General features: G+C 57.0%; 17 protein-coding genes. 4 read left to right on the forward strand and 13 right to left on the reverse strand.

The genetic code is table 11. The features are described from left to right. Positions 1 to 85: 85 nt before the first annotated feature. The 12 genes from BM320_RS04965 to pyrC all read right to left on the reverse strand — a co-directional run bounded on the left by BM320_RS04965 (position 86) and on the right by pyrC (position 10859). Positions 86 to 727 carry an SDR family NAD(P)-dependent oxidoreductase gene (locus tag BM320_RS04965; protein ID WP_090197179.1) on the reverse strand — a complete coding sequence of 214 codons (642 nt, stop codon included), beginning with the start codon at positions 725 to 727 and terminating at the stop codon, positions 86 to 88. 38 nt (positions 728 to 765) lie between these two features. Continuing rightward, positions 766 to 1026, reverse strand: coding sequence for a hypothetical protein (locus BM320_RS04970; RefSeq protein WP_090197183.1), 261 nt, complete (start codon positions 1024 to 1026; stop codon positions 766 to 768). A 106-nt stretch (positions 1027 to 1132) separates the two neighbouring features. Further along, on the reverse strand, positions 1133 to 1537 hold the full coding sequence (gene arsC / locus BM320_RS04975) for an arsenate reductase (glutaredoxin) (protein ID WP_090197186.1): 405 nt from the start codon (positions 1535 to 1537) through the stop codon (positions 1133 to 1135). Between the two features lie 2 nt (positions 1538 to 1539). After that, entirely contained in the window at positions 1540 to 3003 is a 1464-nt protein-coding gene (purF, locus tag BM320_RS04980; protein WP_090197189.1) for an amidophosphoribosyltransferase, read from the reverse strand. A 205-nt stretch (positions 3004 to 3208) separates the two neighbouring features. Further along, positions 3209 to 3772, reverse strand: a complete 564-nt coding sequence (locus tag BM320_RS04985; RefSeq protein WP_090197192.1) for a CvpA family protein — start codon at positions 3770 to 3772, stop codon at positions 3209 to 3211. A 21-nt stretch (positions 3773 to 3793) separates the two neighbouring features. Beyond that, entirely contained in the window at positions 3794 to 5158 is a 1365-nt protein-coding gene (gene radA, locus BM320_RS04990; RefSeq protein ID WP_090197197.1) for a DNA repair protein RadA, read from the reverse strand. Positions 5159 to 5197: 39 nt separating this feature from the next. Continuing rightward, a complete protein-coding gene (locus BM320_RS04995) occupies positions 5198 to 5635 on the reverse strand; it encodes a paraquat-inducible protein A (protein WP_090197201.1) in 438 nt (145 codons plus the stop codon). After that, entirely contained in the window at positions 5636 to 6673 is a 1038-nt protein-coding gene (gene alr / locus BM320_RS05000) for an alanine racemase (protein ID WP_090197204.1), read from the reverse strand. Between the two features lie 236 nt (positions 6674 to 6909). Then, entirely contained in the window at positions 6910 to 7308 is a 399-nt protein-coding gene (locus BM320_RS05005; RefSeq protein WP_131802287.1) for a hypothetical protein, read from the reverse strand. A 91-nt stretch (positions 7309 to 7399) separates the two neighbouring features. Then, complete coding sequence (locus tag BM320_RS05010; RefSeq protein ID WP_090200372.1) at positions 7400 to 8887, reverse strand: replicative DNA helicase; 1488 nt, start codon at positions 8885 to 8887, stop codon at positions 7400 to 7402. Between the two features lie 193 nt (positions 8888 to 9080). Next, positions 9081 to 9749 carry an orotate phosphoribosyltransferase gene (locus BM320_RS05015; RefSeq protein WP_090197210.1) on the reverse strand — a complete coding sequence of 223 codons (669 nt, stop codon included), beginning with the start codon at positions 9747 to 9749 and terminating at the stop codon, positions 9081 to 9083. A gap of 57 nt (positions 9750 to 9806) precedes the next feature. Then, a complete protein-coding gene (gene pyrC / locus BM320_RS05020; RefSeq protein ID WP_090197213.1) occupies positions 9807 to 10859 on the reverse strand; it encodes a dihydroorotase in 1053 nt (350 codons plus the stop codon). Positions 10860 to 10977: 118 nt separating this feature from the next. On the opposite strand from pyrC, the gene BM320_RS05025 reads away from it, so the two are divergent. Together BM320_RS05025 and BM320_RS05030 are read left to right on the forward strand one after the other, a co-directional pair. Beyond that, on the forward strand, positions 10978 to 11262 hold the full coding sequence (locus tag BM320_RS05025; RefSeq protein ID WP_090197217.1) for a hypothetical protein: 285 nt from the start codon (positions 10978 to 10980) through the stop codon (positions 11260 to 11262). 104 nt (positions 11263 to 11366) lie between these two features. Beyond that, positions 11367 to 11591, forward strand: a complete 225-nt coding sequence (locus BM320_RS05030) for a hypothetical protein (protein WP_090197220.1) — start codon at positions 11367 to 11369, stop codon at positions 11589 to 11591. Here the strand turns inward: BM320_RS05030 and BM320_RS05035 are convergent. Further along, positions 11588 to 12517: a hypothetical protein gene (locus tag BM320_RS05035; RefSeq protein ID WP_090197223.1), complete on the reverse strand. Its 930-nt coding sequence runs from the start codon at positions 12515 to 12517 to the stop codon at positions 11588 to 11590. The genes BM320_RS05030 and BM320_RS05035 overlap by 4 nt on opposite strands. A 500-nt stretch (positions 12518 to 13017) precedes the next feature. On the opposite strand from BM320_RS05035, the gene BM320_RS05040 reads away from it, so the two are divergent. After that, entirely contained in the window at positions 13018 to 13983 is a 966-nt protein-coding gene (locus tag BM320_RS05040; RefSeq protein ID WP_090197226.1) for an XdhC family protein, read from the forward strand. Between the two features lie 74 nt (positions 13984 to 14057). After that, positions 14058 to 14543 (forward strand): (2Fe-2S)-binding protein, encoded by a 486-nt coding sequence (locus tag BM320_RS05045; RefSeq protein WP_090197228.1) that lies wholly within the window; start codon positions 14058 to 14060, stop codon positions 14541 to 14543. The last annotated feature ends 3 nt before the right edge of the window (positions 14544 to 14546 follow it).

A 14546-nucleotide genomic window follows, 5' to 3' on the forward strand; every position in this document is an offset into this window, starting at 1 on the left:
CGCTTGCGAATTATCGGTTGTGGCGCAAAGGACTCAGAAATGGGCAAAACCGGTGACGGTTTCCCGAATGAGCGGCTCTACCGCATTACGCCAAAATAGCCGGCAACAACCTTGCAGCTTCATCCGAAATGCTTGCCAGTGGGGTGCGGTCTTCGCCGGGGTAAAACCTTGCGCGGGTGCCGGTGGGCATGGGGTTGGGCGTCAGGATTTCGACGCGCGGGCCGGTTTTCACGGTTTCTGCCTGCCAGCTGCGCGCCAATGCGATTTGCGCGGCTTTGGTGGCGCCGTATGAGCCAAAGAACTGCTGCCCACCGCGCGGGTCATCGAAAAACACAGCCTTGCCAGTCGCGCCGAGCAGCGGCCCGACATAGCGCATCAACCGTGCCGTGGCTTCGATATTCACAGCCATGGATTTGGCCAGATCTTTGGGGCCGATATGGCCGGTGGGGGCCAAGGGCGCCGCGTGAATGGCCGTATGCAACCACAGGTCCAGCTTGCCCCAGCGGTCAAAAATCCCGCGGCACAATTGCTGCATGGCCTCATCGACGGTGATATCCATCGGGGCCAGTGTGGCTTGCCCGCCCGCCGCCTGAATGGCGTCGTCCAGCTCTTCGAGGCCGCCGACGGTTTTGCCAACGGCGATGATGTGATGTGTCGGCGCGAGCGCCTTGGCCAATGCTGTGCCAAGACCGCGTGACGCGCCAGTGATAAGAGCAATTTTTGTCATAGCGGTGGTTTGCTGCGATTGCGCAGCCGCGTCAAGACCTAGCTGTGCGGCACGGCCAGCACATGCACGGTTCCGGCGTGATCCGTTAGCACGACCTGCGCGGCGTCAATTGCCGCAATCGTGATCCCGAACACGGATTCGCCCGGGCTGACCCGTGCGATTTGCCCCTGACCCGAACGAATAAGCGCGGCAGGCTGTTCGGTCCCGATAAAGACACCGATCACAATCAGATTATCAAGCGCGACCACATCAACCAGCGTCGCAGAAGCCGCCACATTGGCGGGTGTATTCGTCGTCATGTTTATGAAAACCTGTCACCAAGGCATGATCGCAGCGCTATGCCCGAAAGCCGCAGCAAAGCAAAGCCCTTATACGTAACGTTATCGTGGGGTTTTGCGCGCGGCCCTAGGGCTCCAAGATCACCTTGCCCGCGCGATCAAAAACCGGACCGGAAAGCGGATTTTCGAGCAGCTTTAACAAGGTGTTAAGCGGGCGGCACAGCGCTGTACCTTTGGCGGTGGATACAAACGGGCGTTCAACCAGCACAGGATGTGCGACCATTGCATCCAAAATCCGGTCGTCAGTTGCCCCCGAATCAAGCAGCCCCAATTCGGCTGCGCGCACGTCTTTTGTGCGCAGTGCGGCGCGTGGCGTCATCCCCGCTGCGGCAAATAACCCTACCAGTTGCGGGCGGGTCCAGCCGGCATCAAGATAGCGCACGATCTGGGGTTCCGTGCCTGTTGCGCGGATCACTGCCAATGCCTTGCGCGATGTGCCGCAGGCGGGATTGTGAAAGATGGTTGTTGCCACAGCTATTCAGCGGCGACCTTGTTTGCCTTAAAGCCTTTGGAGATCATATCTCGCGGGGGCACCGGATATTCCCCCGAGAAACATGCATCACAATAGGCCGGTGACGCGTTGTCGCGGCCGTTCTCTTCGCCGACCGCGCGGTAAAGCCCGTCCAGCGAGATGAATTTCAGACTGTCGACGCCCAGATGGACGCGCATTTCTTCGGCGCTCATGTTCGCGGCAAGAAGTTTTTCGCGCTCCGGTGTGTCGACCCCGTAAAAACAAGGCCAAGCGGTAGGCGGTGAGGCAATCCGGAAGTGCACTTCGGCGGCACCTGCATCAAGGATCATATCCTTGATCTTGCGGCTGGTAGTGCCGCGCACAACGCTGTCGTCGACCAAAATTACACGTTTGCCTTTGATCAGCGCGCGGTTCACGTTCAGTTTCAGGCGCACCCCCATGTTGCGGATGCTTTCCGAGGGTTCAATAAATGTGCGCCCCATATACTGGTTGCGGATGATCCCCATCGCATAGGGAATGCCCGATTGCAGGCTATAGCCGATCGCGGCTGGGGTGCCGCTGTCAGGAACCGGGCAGACCAGATCCGCGTCTACAGGCGCTTCCTTGGCCAGTTCGCGGCCGATATTTTCGCGGGTTTCATAAACAGACCGCCCGCCCAAGATGCTGTCGGGACGGCTGAAATACACATGTTCAAAGATGCAGAACCGCGATTTTGCACGGCGGAATGGGAAATGGCTTTGCACGCCATCGGCGCTAATCACAACCATTTCACCCGGTTCGATTTCGCGCACCAGTTCGGCGCCGATAATATCCAGCGCACAGGTTTCCGACGAAAGCACCCAACCATCACCGACCTTGCCCAAGACAAGCGGGCGCACGCCCAGCGGGTCGCGGCAACCGATCAGCTTGGTGCGGGTCATGGCGACGATGGAAAACGCGCCTTCGACCTTGCGCAGGGCTTCTTCCATCCGGTCAGGGATCGTGCGCCCCATGGACCGCGCCATCAGGTGGATGATGCATTCGCTGTCGGATGAGGACTGAAAGATCGACCCGCGTTCGATCAGTTCCTTGCGCAGGGCCAGCGCGTTGGTGATATTGCCGTTGTGGGCAATCGCCGCACCGCCCATAGAAAATTCACCAAAGAACGGCTGCACATCGCGGATCGCGGTTTGCTGGCTTTTGTTGCCGGCTGTTGAATAGCGCACGTGTCCAATACCGATCGGGCCAGGCAGGCTGGCCATCATATTGGCAGAGGTAAAGTTATCGCGCACCAACCCCATGCGGCGGGCCTGATTGAACCCTGTTTCAAAGTCGTGGGTGACAATACCGCCCGCTTCTTGGCCGCGGTGTTGCAGCGCGTGCAGGCCGAGCGCGACAAAGTTTGAAGCGTCGCTTACGCCGACAACGCCAAAGACGCCACATTCCTCCCGCAGTTTATCATCGTCAAAAGGATGGGCGGGGGGCATTTGTCTGGACAAGGGGCGGCTCCGAATCCGAATAAGGTTTGATTGCCCCTCCCTTAGTCGATCAGGGCGGCGGTGTCACGAAACGATCACAAAAGGCGGCACTGAAACCTGTGGATCGCGCAGGCGATGCGGTTTTTCGGGCAGTTTGAAGCAAAAAGCCACCGCAAGTTGCGGTGGCTTTGTAAAATGCGTGCTATTGTTCGCGTTACTCGGCGGGGGCGCCACAGGACCCGACAAGCTGCTGGTACTGTTCCTTGATCCAGCCAAGTGCCTCTTCGGGGTTTTGCGCCTCGATCTTGCCGGTCAACTGGTCAAACACCTGTGCGGAACGGCTGTCGTCGATGACAACGATTTCCTGTGCGGCAAACACGGTGTCATAGACAAAGAAGGCCACCGCAACCAAAAGAATCCCGCGCAGCACGCCAAAGAAGAACCCGAGCGCCTGATCAACGCCGCCAAGTGACGAACGCTGCACCACCGTCGAGAACAGCGGCGTGAAGATCGCAAAAACAACAAGCGCCACGGCAAAGACCGCCGCAAAGGCCGCGATGATCGCCAGTTCGCAGCTATCGCCGATGAAATCGCCCAGCACAGGAATTTGCTGCACCAGCGGTTCGACCTGATCTGCGAATATGAATGCGACAATCGTCGCGCCAACCCAACCCAAGATCGCCATCGCCTCGCGGACCAGACCACGGCTGTAAGCCAATACGCCTGATAAGAGGATGATAACGGCGACACCTGCGTCGATGAGTGTAAAGCCTTCCATGGTCCGTCTCCTGCCATGACGCTATCTTGCGCCAAATACGTCTTCTACAAATCCGGCCAAATCGTCAGCATGACGCATTTGCAAACCGGCCACGGCAGGCTGCTTGGCCTGTTGTGGAACTATTGCCGTTGTAAAACCAAGTTTTTGCGCTTCTTTCAATCTATTTTCCGTCTGTACCACAGGACGCAGCGCCCCCGATAGGCTGATTTCCCCGAAAATCACCGCCTCGGCGGGCAGGGCTGCGTCTTCGCGGGCGGAAACAAGTGCTGCCGCAACCGCCAGATCCGCAGCCGGTTCAGAGATGCGCAAACCCCCTGCTACATTGAGGTAAACGTCCAATCCGGTGAAGGGCACAGCGCAGCGCGATTCCAGTACCGCAAGGATCATGGCAAGCCGTCCGGCATCCCATCCGACGACGGATCTGCGCGGTTGGCTGTGTGGCGAAGGTGCCACAAGTGCCTGTATCTCGCAAAGCATGGGTCGCGATCCTTCGATCCCTGCAAAAACCACCGAACCCGGTGCAGGTTTGCCGCGTTCGGATAAAAACAGGGCCGAAGGGTTCTTGACCTCGGCCAATCCTTTGCCGGTCATCTCAAAGACGCCGATTTCGTCCGCGGGGCCAAAACGGTTTTTCACCGATCGCAAAATGCGGAACTGATGGCCGCGCTCGCCTTCGAAATAAAGCACTGTGTCGACCATATGTTCGACCACGCGCGGGCCTGCGATACTGCCGTCTTTGGTGACATGGCCAACCATGACAACGGACATGCCATTGCGTTTGGCAAATGTTGTCAATTCATGCGCCGATGATCGCACCTGCGACACGGACCCCGGCGCGCTATCGACATTATCGGCCCACATGGTCTGGATGGAATCGATGATCGCAAGATCGGGTTTCTCGGCCTCAAGCGTGGTCAGAATATCGCGCAGGTTGGTTTCCGAGGCGAGCTTAACAGGGCTTTTTTCAAGCCCCAACCGCCGCGCGCGCATTTGCACCTGCGCATTTGATTCCTCGCCCGAGATATAGATCACCTTTAGCCCGTTACGCGCAAACCGCGCGGCGGCTTGCAATAGCAGGGTCGATTTGCCGATACCGGGATCACCGCCTACCAAAAGCGCCGAAGCCTTGACCAGCCCGCCGCCCAACACGCGGTCCAACTCGCCGACCCCTGCTTGGGTGCGCGGCGGTTCCTTTTCTTGGGTGTCAAGATCGGTGAGCGGGATCGTCTTGCCGCGGATCGCGCCCAGCGATTTGCCTTTGGGGCCACTGGACAGCGCCTTGCTTTGGGTGATTGTGTTCCATGCCTGACAGGCGTCACATTGCCCCGACCATTTGCCAAAGGACGCGCCACATTCGGAACATGAGAAACTAAGATCTTTTGCCATGTTCACCTTTTGGACTATTCTTGCAACCGCGACAAGCCGCTAGCTGCGTTTCGCCGTCAGCGTTGAAATCACGATCGAGGCCAGAATGCAGGCGGTAAACAGATAAAGCCCCCATGCGGTTTCGACCTTGCCGATGCCCACGCCTTTGACCACGACGATATATAGCGCGACCAGAAACACATCCGCCATCGCCAGTTTGCCCAGCCACGCGAGGATCGGCAGCACCTTTCGGCGCAGCAGGTTGAAATGGATCAACGCAAGCCCGATGGTTTTCATATAAGGGGCAAAAAGCGCAAAGAAAGTCACCAATAGCGCCAGCGCCACATCGCTTTCCCACAGTGATTGCATGCCCGTGATGACGCTGATTTCGCTCAGCCCGAAAAGCGGCAGCAGCCCTGCGCGCATCAATGGCGCAAACCAAGCAATAGGGAATAGTACCAGCAGGGCCAGATTGGCGATCCGCAGTGCGTTCAGCATCTATTTACCATAGGTGCGACGGTTATAGCGCGCACCCAGTTGGGTCAGGATTTCATAGCCGATGGTGCCTGCTTTGGTCGCCAGCGCGTCCAGCGTCTGTTGCGGCCCGATCAGCGTCAGACGCTCGGGGTCCTCGGGCAGGTCGGTGATATCAATGGTCAACAGGTCCATCGACACGCGGCCAATCAGCGGGCAGGGGATGTTGCCATGGTATAGCTTTGCCTTATCCGACAGATAGCGGGTGATCCCATCAGCATAACCGCCCGAAACAGTCGCCACACGGGACGGGCGTTCGGCCTGCCAGCTATTGCCGTAACCGACAACTTCGCCTTCGGCCACATCGCGGATTTGCACGACGGGCAGTTCCAGCTCAATCACGGGCGTAGCCTGATCAAACGGCATCCCGCCATAAAGCCCGATCCCCGGACGGGTCAGATCAAAATGGTATTCGGGGCCAAGCAATATGCCGCCCGTTGCAGCCAATGAACGCGGCACATTAATACCGTCAGTCAACTGCTTGAAAACATCCAATTGATGCGGGTTCATCGGGTGGTCGGGTTCGTCCGCGCAGGCAAGGTGGCTCATCACCAGTTTCGGGCCTTGTGACAGGATCAGTTCGGCCAGCGCGCCCCATTCCTGCGGTTCCATCCCCAGACGGTTCATGCCCGTGTCGATCTGCACGCCAAACGGATGACCGGGCAGGGTTTCAAAATGCTGGGTCATCTGTTCAACAGAATTGAGCATGGGCGTCAGGTTCAATTCGCGGATCAGATCGGTGTCGCCACGCATATGACCGGAAAAGACCGAAATCTCGGGACCGGGGCCAAGCGCCTCGCGGAGCGGCACGGCCTCTTCGGCGACAGCGACAAAAAACTTGCGCGCACCCGCCTTGAACAGGGCTTTGGATACGTTTTGCGCACCTATGCCATAGGCGTCAGCCTTGACCACGGCAGCGGTTTTGCAATTTGTCATACCGTCCAACGCGCGCCAGTTGGCGACGACGGCGTCAAGATCGATTGTCAGGCGTCCAGTACTCATGGCGTCCTTTTGGCAGGGGGCGCGCGACACGGCAAGAGGTTTAAGCCGCGCGGTCAGTCACAACCGAGATGATTTGTGTTTTTCAGGTTACGCGAGTGAATTTCGGCGGAAAATTGCTTCTTTGGCGTTGGTGCTGGGGGCGTTCGGTTAAGAGCTTTCAACAGGCATGTTTATCAGATTCGTTGATTGAGCAAGGGCGGGATCGAGGAGCACCAATCGACAGGTTTTTCCCGCGCCTATATCAATCCACGATCTTTCGCCGCGGCTATTCTGCGTTGTGTCTCTGCGGCGCGTTCAAGCTGTGCTTGAGTGTCCGCAATCGCAACTTCCGCTGCAAGCTTGGCACCGCTTCGGCGGATGATGAAATGGTCGATGACAAGTAATACAACAGGCCAGATAAAAATGCCGTGAACTGTCAAGATCGCAATGCCCATTTCACGCATCCCTTCCCATGAATTCAAAGGAAAGCCGGGATGATCCGGGTCCGAGATCAATAGATTTTCAAAGAATGGGCTGGAATGATACCCAATCAACCCGCCCAGCATGACAGCTGCTACAAGCCGGTATTTGGTCTGTTTGCGGTGTCGTTCTACCCGTGTTGCCAAAGAGAGGCGTGTTTCAACAGTATTTTTCATATGTGCCCACGCAATACTTCAGGTTGTATAAAGGTTGTCTTCTCTTCCTAAGGGTATTGGCCTGGCCGGTCTTGGGCAACTACTTATTCGTTCAATATTCCTCAATCGCGCCGCTTTGCCATGGTTTCACAAGATCGCCAAAGCGGGTGAATTCGGCGGTGAACGACAGCTCGATCGTGCCAATCGGGCCGTGGCGCTGTTTGCCGACGATCACTTCGGCTTTACCGTGTAGGCTCGACATTTTTTCCTGCCACGCTGCGATGGCTTCCATGTTGGAATCGTCGGGTTTTTCGCGTTCGGTATAGTATTCGCCACGGTAGACGAACATGACCACATCGGCGTCTTGCTCGATCGATCCGGATTCGCGCAGATCCGATAGTTGCGGGCGTTTATCTTCGCGGCTTTCGACCTGACGTGACAGCTGCGACAGGGCAATCACGGGGATGTTCAACTCCTTGGCGATGGCCTTGAGACCCATCGAGATTTCGCCGATTTCCTGCACACGGTTATCGGATGTCCCGCGCACCAGCTGCAAATAATCCACGATCAACAGATCAAGCCCGTGTGTCCGTTTCAGCCGCCGCGCCCGTGCAGAAAGCTGCGAAATCGGGATCGCGGCGGTATCGTCGATAAACAAAGGGCAGGATTCAAGGCTTTTAGCCGCATCAACAAAGCGGCGGAATTCGCCTTCGGTCATGTCGCCTTGGCGGATTTTATGCGATGAAATCTCGGATGCTTCGGCCAGAATACGGCCCGCAAGCTGCTCGGCGCTCATCTCGAGCGAAAAGAAACCGACAACGCCGCCATCAACCGCCCCTTCGGACCCATCGGCCAGTTTGCCCTTTTGATAGGCTTTGGCGACATTATAGGCGATGTTGGTCGCGAGCGATGTTTTCCCCATCGACGGGCGTCCGGCAAGGATCAACAGATCGGATTTATGCAAACCGCCCAGTTTTCCGTCCAGATCGACCAGACCGGTTGAAATCCCCGCAAGCCCGCCTTCGCGTTGATAGGCGGTATTGGCGACATTCACGGCCTCTGTCACAGCGCGCAAGAAGGATTGAAAACCGCTGTCGGAACTGCCCTGTTCGGCCAGATTATACAGCGCCTGTTCAGCCTCGACGATCTGTTCTTTGGGTTCGGAATCAACCGAGACGCGGCTGGCCTTATCCGCGATATCGCGCCCCACTTTGATCAATTCACGGCGCACCGACAGATCATAGATCATCTGCGCATAATCACGCGCGGCAAAGGCGGAAATCGCAGCCCCCGCAAGACGCGCCAGATAAGCCGGACCACCAAGCTCTTTAAGCCCCTCGTCATCCTCCAGAAACGCCTTGAGCGTCACAGGGCTGGCCAGCGCATTCTTGGCAATCCGTGCAGCGGCAGTTTCAAAAATACGCGCATGCACGGGGTCATAAAAATGCTGCGGGCCGACAACAGATGCAACGCGGTCGAAAATATCGTTATTGGTCAGGATCGCGCCCAAAAGCTGCTGCTCTGCCTCGGTGGAATGCGGCATCAACTCTTGCGTGGTTTCTTCCACGCCGGTGGCATTGAATGTCGTAATCTCGTTCATCATCGCATCTCACCAATTCTTCACGAGGGTCATAACGCGCGCCGCGCGTCAGCGGAAGCGTCCAAAACTGTGGACCGCAGGGGATAAGTCGCGCCATTCAGGGCGCCCCCCCCCGCTATCCACTAAATCTAGCGGCAGACGATGGCTCGCCCGCCACAATTAGCAGATTCCGCCCACAGGCTGTGGATAAGTTTTAGGCTGGCTTCCACCCGGCAGGGTCGCGCAAGTAGGCTTCGACCGTGGCCAGCGTGTCCGCGTCATATGCACCGCGCGCCTTGGCCTCGGCCAGAACGTCCCACCATGTGCACAGGCTGATCAATTGCACGCCGTGATCGGCCAGCGTTTTTTCGACGCCTTCAAAAATGCCGTAATAGAAAATCACCGCGGTCGCGTTACATGTTGCGCCCGTGTCGCGGATCGCATCGACAAACGACAATTTCGATCCGCCATCGGTGGTCAGATCCTCGACCAAAAGCACACGCTGGCCTTCGGTCATCACGCCTTCAATGCGGGCGTTGCGCCCGTAACCTTTGGGTTTTTTGCGCACATAAGTCATTGGCAGGGCCAGCCTTTCGGCCACAAGCGCGCTGAACGGGATGCCGGCTGTTTCGCCGCCCGCGATATTGTCAAAGGCTTCGAACCCCGCTTCGCGCATCACGGTGACAGACAGAAAATCCATCAATGTGGCCCGGATACGCGGAAAGGAAATCAGTTTGCGGCAATCGACATAGGTCGGCGCCTGCTTGCCCGAGGCATGGGTAAACGGCTCTGCCGCATTAAAATCAATCGCGCCGATTTCGATCAACATGCCGGCGGTCAGACGGGCGATTTCTTCTTTGCTGGGGAATGAGGTCGGGATCATAGCGCGGGCCTTTGGCTTCTTTTTTCTAGTAAATACTCCCCCCGGAGGGGCCGGGGGTCAGGTTTCAACCCGCCAGTGCAGGTCAAACCCGGGGTCGAATACAGTTACCGGACCGTCATCCGTTTCGATTTTTGCCGGATATGTAATAGGGTCGCCCTTGCGCAGGGTGATGGTTTGCTCGCTGGGGGGAAGCCCGTAAAAACGCGGCCCGTTGAGCGAGGCAAAAGCCTCCAGCTTTTTCAACTGGCCCGCGGCCTCAAAGACTTCGGCAAGGCAGGACATTGTATTGGTGGCAGAAAACACGCCCGCGCAGCCGCAGGCTTGCAATTTCAGCGGGTCCAAGTGCGGCGCGCTGTCAGTGCCCAAAAAGAACCGTTTGTCGCCCGATACCGCCGCCTGCACCAATGCAACGCGGTGCGCTTCGCGTTTGGCGACGGGAAGGCAGTAATAATGCGGTTTGATGCCGCCCGCCAGAATATGGTTGCGGTTGATAATCAGGTGGTGCGTTGTGATCGTCGCGGCAAGGTTCTTGGGGTTATCGCGCACATAATCGACCGCATCTTCGGTCGTGACATGTTCCATCACGACTTTCAGGTCGGGCACTTTTTTGCGCAGCGGTTTAAGCACCTTGTCGATAAACACTGCCTCGCGGTCGAAAATATCGATCTCGCTATTGGTGACCTCGCCATGCACACAAAGCGGCATGCCGATTTCTGCCATCATATCCAGCACCGGCCGCACCTTTTCAAAGTCGCGCACGCCAGAGGCGGAATTCGTCGTCGCCCCCGCGGGGTACAGCTTTACCGCCGTTGCAATCCCGTTTTCAAAGGCTGCCCGCACATCTTCAGGATCAGTGGTTTCGGTCAGATAAAGCGTCATTAACGGCTCAAACGCCATATCCGCGGGCAGGGCGGCCATGATCCGGTCGCGGTAGGCGCTGGCCTGCGCGCCCGTCACTACAGGGGGCACAAGATTGGGCATGATGATCGCGCGGCCAAAATGGCGGGCGGTTTCTGGCAGCACGGCGCGCAGCATATTGCCGTCACGCAGGTGCAGATGCCAATCGTCAGGGCGGCGGATCGTCAGGGATGTCAGGTCTTTATCGGGCATGTTGCTGGGTTACACCGTTGCGCAGTTCAAGACCAGTAGAGAAGTGATAACCCTTGCACAGTGGGCAGGGGATACTGATATAAACCCTTAACTTTTCTGAATGAATTGGAGAGACCACATGTTTGGTTTTATCATCGCCGTGGGCTTCGGGTTTCTGACGCCACAAATCGAAACCATGATTGCGCCGCTGATCAAGGGAATCACCGCCCATATTCCCATTGCGGACACCGAAAAGCGGCTGGTTGCCTTTATGGTCGCTTTACTGGCAGCAGGGATCGCCTCCGCCATTCTTTATAGCGGAACAGCGTTCTGGGTCATCGCAGGTGGCGTCTTGGGATATTTTGGCACACGCATCGTCGCCGTGATCAAAAAGCAGATCGACGCGCGCAAATCCGCTGACTAGGGCCATGCGCGGGGCGCATTGCGGCAATGCAGCATTGGCAGTTTTAGGTCAGGAAATGTGACGTATATTGGGTGCATAGGAAACGCACCCAATAGGAAAACAACATGGCCTTCTTTACTGATACTGCCGCCGACGCCCAATCCCAGCCTGGCCTTCTGTCCAGAATCGGCACCGGTTTTGTTGCTGCGATGATCCGCATCATGGACGCCCAAGACCGCAGCCCCGAAGTCCGCCGGCTCGAAGCACTAAGCGACAGCGAACTGGCCGCGATGGGCCTGCGCCGCGACGATATTATCCGCTACGTCTTCCGTGACGTTTACGGCCGCTAAGCGGATTTCTTTAACGCAAACGCGGCAAGAGTCCTTGAATAAAAAGGGTTCGTGCTGCGCGTTTGCTTGTAGGCGCAAAGCATTTGTGCCGTGCGTGGACGCCCGATCTTGAGCATCCGCGAAATCAAACACATCGCGTATTTGTCATCATAACGCCGCGCCCGCAAAAGCTGGGCAAAACGTTTTGCATCCAGATCGCCCGACATGGCCAGCTTGAGCATGATATCGCTGATGCCCAGCCGGTCAAACGTCTGATCCAGTTCAGCGCCCAGCAACGGGCAGCGCACAAGCGTCACATGTGGTTTGCGAAACAGCGCCGCATGGCCGGCATCAAGCCGTCTATATGGATCAAACGCAATAAACACATCGCGAGCGCCATCAATCATATCAGGCGCATAGCCGTAGCGACCGGTGAAATCCTGCCGCCGGTATTTGCGGTATCTTGTGTCCCAGCCCGTATGCGCCACCTCGAGCGTTGCTTGCGGGCGCAAGGCAAGCACTGTCGCGCCGGGGGCTGCAACAGAATAGGCCGTCGCCGCATAGCCACCGCCGCCAGCGCCATAAAACACAATGTTTTCGAAATCCTCAAAAAACGCGTCATCGGACATGCGGTCAAAGAAATCGATCACCGCATCGTCACGAAACCAGCTTTCTTCATAAGAAAGAATTGCCAGATGTGACCAACCTTCATGGCGCACATAGGCAAATCCGCGCGGTTCGGCCAACGCATTATTGTCGCGCACGTCCTGGATATTTTCGAACGTTACCAGCAGGTTATTACCTGCCTCCAGAAAACCGGCGCAATGGCTTTTGCCAAGCTGTTCAAAGAATCCGAATTCGTCGCAGATTTCGTCGATTTGGGCGAGCCAGGCATTCTTGCTTGCCTTGGTCAAATTTGTCTCAAACACGAGCTGTTTGTCGTCCATAGTCAGTTCCTTTGCCCGAACTGGGCGTCCATCGTGACACTGCGCGGCCCAAACAACGGGTCGCGGTCTTTTATACTCGCTATACAATATGGCAATTTTGCGTAGCCCGCCCTGCATAATTCGACCGCGCGCTGATATATACTTGTAGTTTTGCGACATGCGGTCGCAACGCGACCCCCGTGTGCTGTTGACCACTAGCGCAGCAAAATCGCGAGTACGCGCTATCAATTTGTGAAACAACGTATTTTTGGAATGACTGCATTGACGGGCAGTCGGGTTTGACTGCGTTCAAATTTATTTGCGCGGTAAAGAAAAAAATTTGACGAGCGTAAATAATGGCAACCTATAAGAGAATTTCGGGTAGCTTATTCGGCAATTACGGGAGAAATTTTTTTCTGGTGATTCTTTGGCGCAATACCGGCCCCGCCAATCAAGGTTGCGCAAGACAGCAAACCCCTGTTTGATCGTAAAAACCCCATGATCCGTGGCGAAAGATAATAATGAAAACCGACCAGCCAAAAATTGCCCGCGATTGGCACCGTGCCGGGCGCGGGGTTGCGTTGGTGACGGTTGTTCAAACATGGGGCTCCGCGCCGCGCCCAGTCGGCAGCCAGATGGTGGTTGATGCGGCGGGGGCGATCGAAGGGTCGGTCTCGGGGGGCTGTGTCGAAGGTGCGGTGATCGTCGAAAGCATCGATGCAATCGCCGACGGCAAACCGCGCGTTCTGACCTTCGGGGTCAGCGACGATGATGCCTTTGCCGTGGGGCTGGCCTGTGGCGGTGAAATCAGGGTTCTGATCGAACCTGTTGGCACCGCAATCCCGATCGCGCTGTTGGACCAGCTTGTCAGATTGCGCGACCGCGCCGAACCTGTCGCCTATGTGACCGACCTTGAAACGGGCGGGCCTGCCCTGTTCGGCCCGCCGGAGTTTGCAGAGCGCTTCAGGCGCGACCAATCGGGTGTCGAACAAGACGGCCGCCGGTTTATCGCAATTCACAACGCCCCGCTGCGCATGGTGATTATTGGCGCGGTGCATATTGCGCAGTATTTGGTCGGCTTGGCGCGCGACTGCGGTTATTCACCGATTGTGATTGATCCGCGCAGCGCGTTTGCCAGCGCCGCACGTTTTCCCGCAACAACCTTGCTGGATGAATGGCCGGATGCCGCCTTGCGCGGGCTTCATCTTGACAGGCGCACTGCCGTTGTGACCCTGTCGCATGATCCCAAAATTGATGATCCGGCTTTGATTGCAGCCTTGCAAAGCGATGTCTTTTATATCGGCGCGCTTGGATCAAAACGCACCCATGCAAAACGTGTCGCTCGGCTGGCGCAAGGCGGGTTCACGGGCGCTGAAATTGACAGGATTCACGGGCCTGTCGGGCTTGATCTGGGGGGGCGCCACCCCGCCGAGATTGCCATAAGTATCATGGCGCAAATCACGCAGGTCTTGCGCAAGCAGACCTGATATCCCGCAAGTTTTGGGTTCTCAAACAGTGGCGCGCATGGTTAACATGCAAGACCATTCCCGCAGAGGCGCAGATGACACAGATTTCGATGATCGTGAACGGTGACAAGGTGACAGATGATGTTGCCGACCAGCTGTTGCTGGTTGAGTTCCTGCGCAACAATCTGGGTCTGACGGGCACCCATGTTGGCTGCGATACATCGCAATGCGGGGCTTGCGTGGTGCATGTGGACGGGCAGCTGGTGAAATCTTGCGCGATGTTTGCTGTCGAAGCCGCGGATGCACAAGTTGCAACAATCGAAGGACAGGCCGCGCCGGACGGCACTTTGAACGCAATCCAGCAGGCGTTCCAGACCCATCACGGGCTACAATGCGGCTTTTGCACACCAGGGATGGTGATGGCGGCAGCCGCGCTTTTGCACGAGGTGCCAAAACCGACCGAATCCCAGATACGCACCTATCTTGAGGGAAATTTTTGCCGCTGCACAGGCTATCAGAACATCGTCAAAGCCGTTTTCGCGGCCTCTGGCCAAGATGTTAACCTGATTGCGGGGCAATAGGGG

Source organism: Yoonia tamlensis, assembly GCF_900115105.1.
Taxonomy (GTDB): Bacteria; Pseudomonadota; Alphaproteobacteria; order Rhodobacterales; family Rhodobacteraceae; genus Yoonia; species Yoonia tamlensis.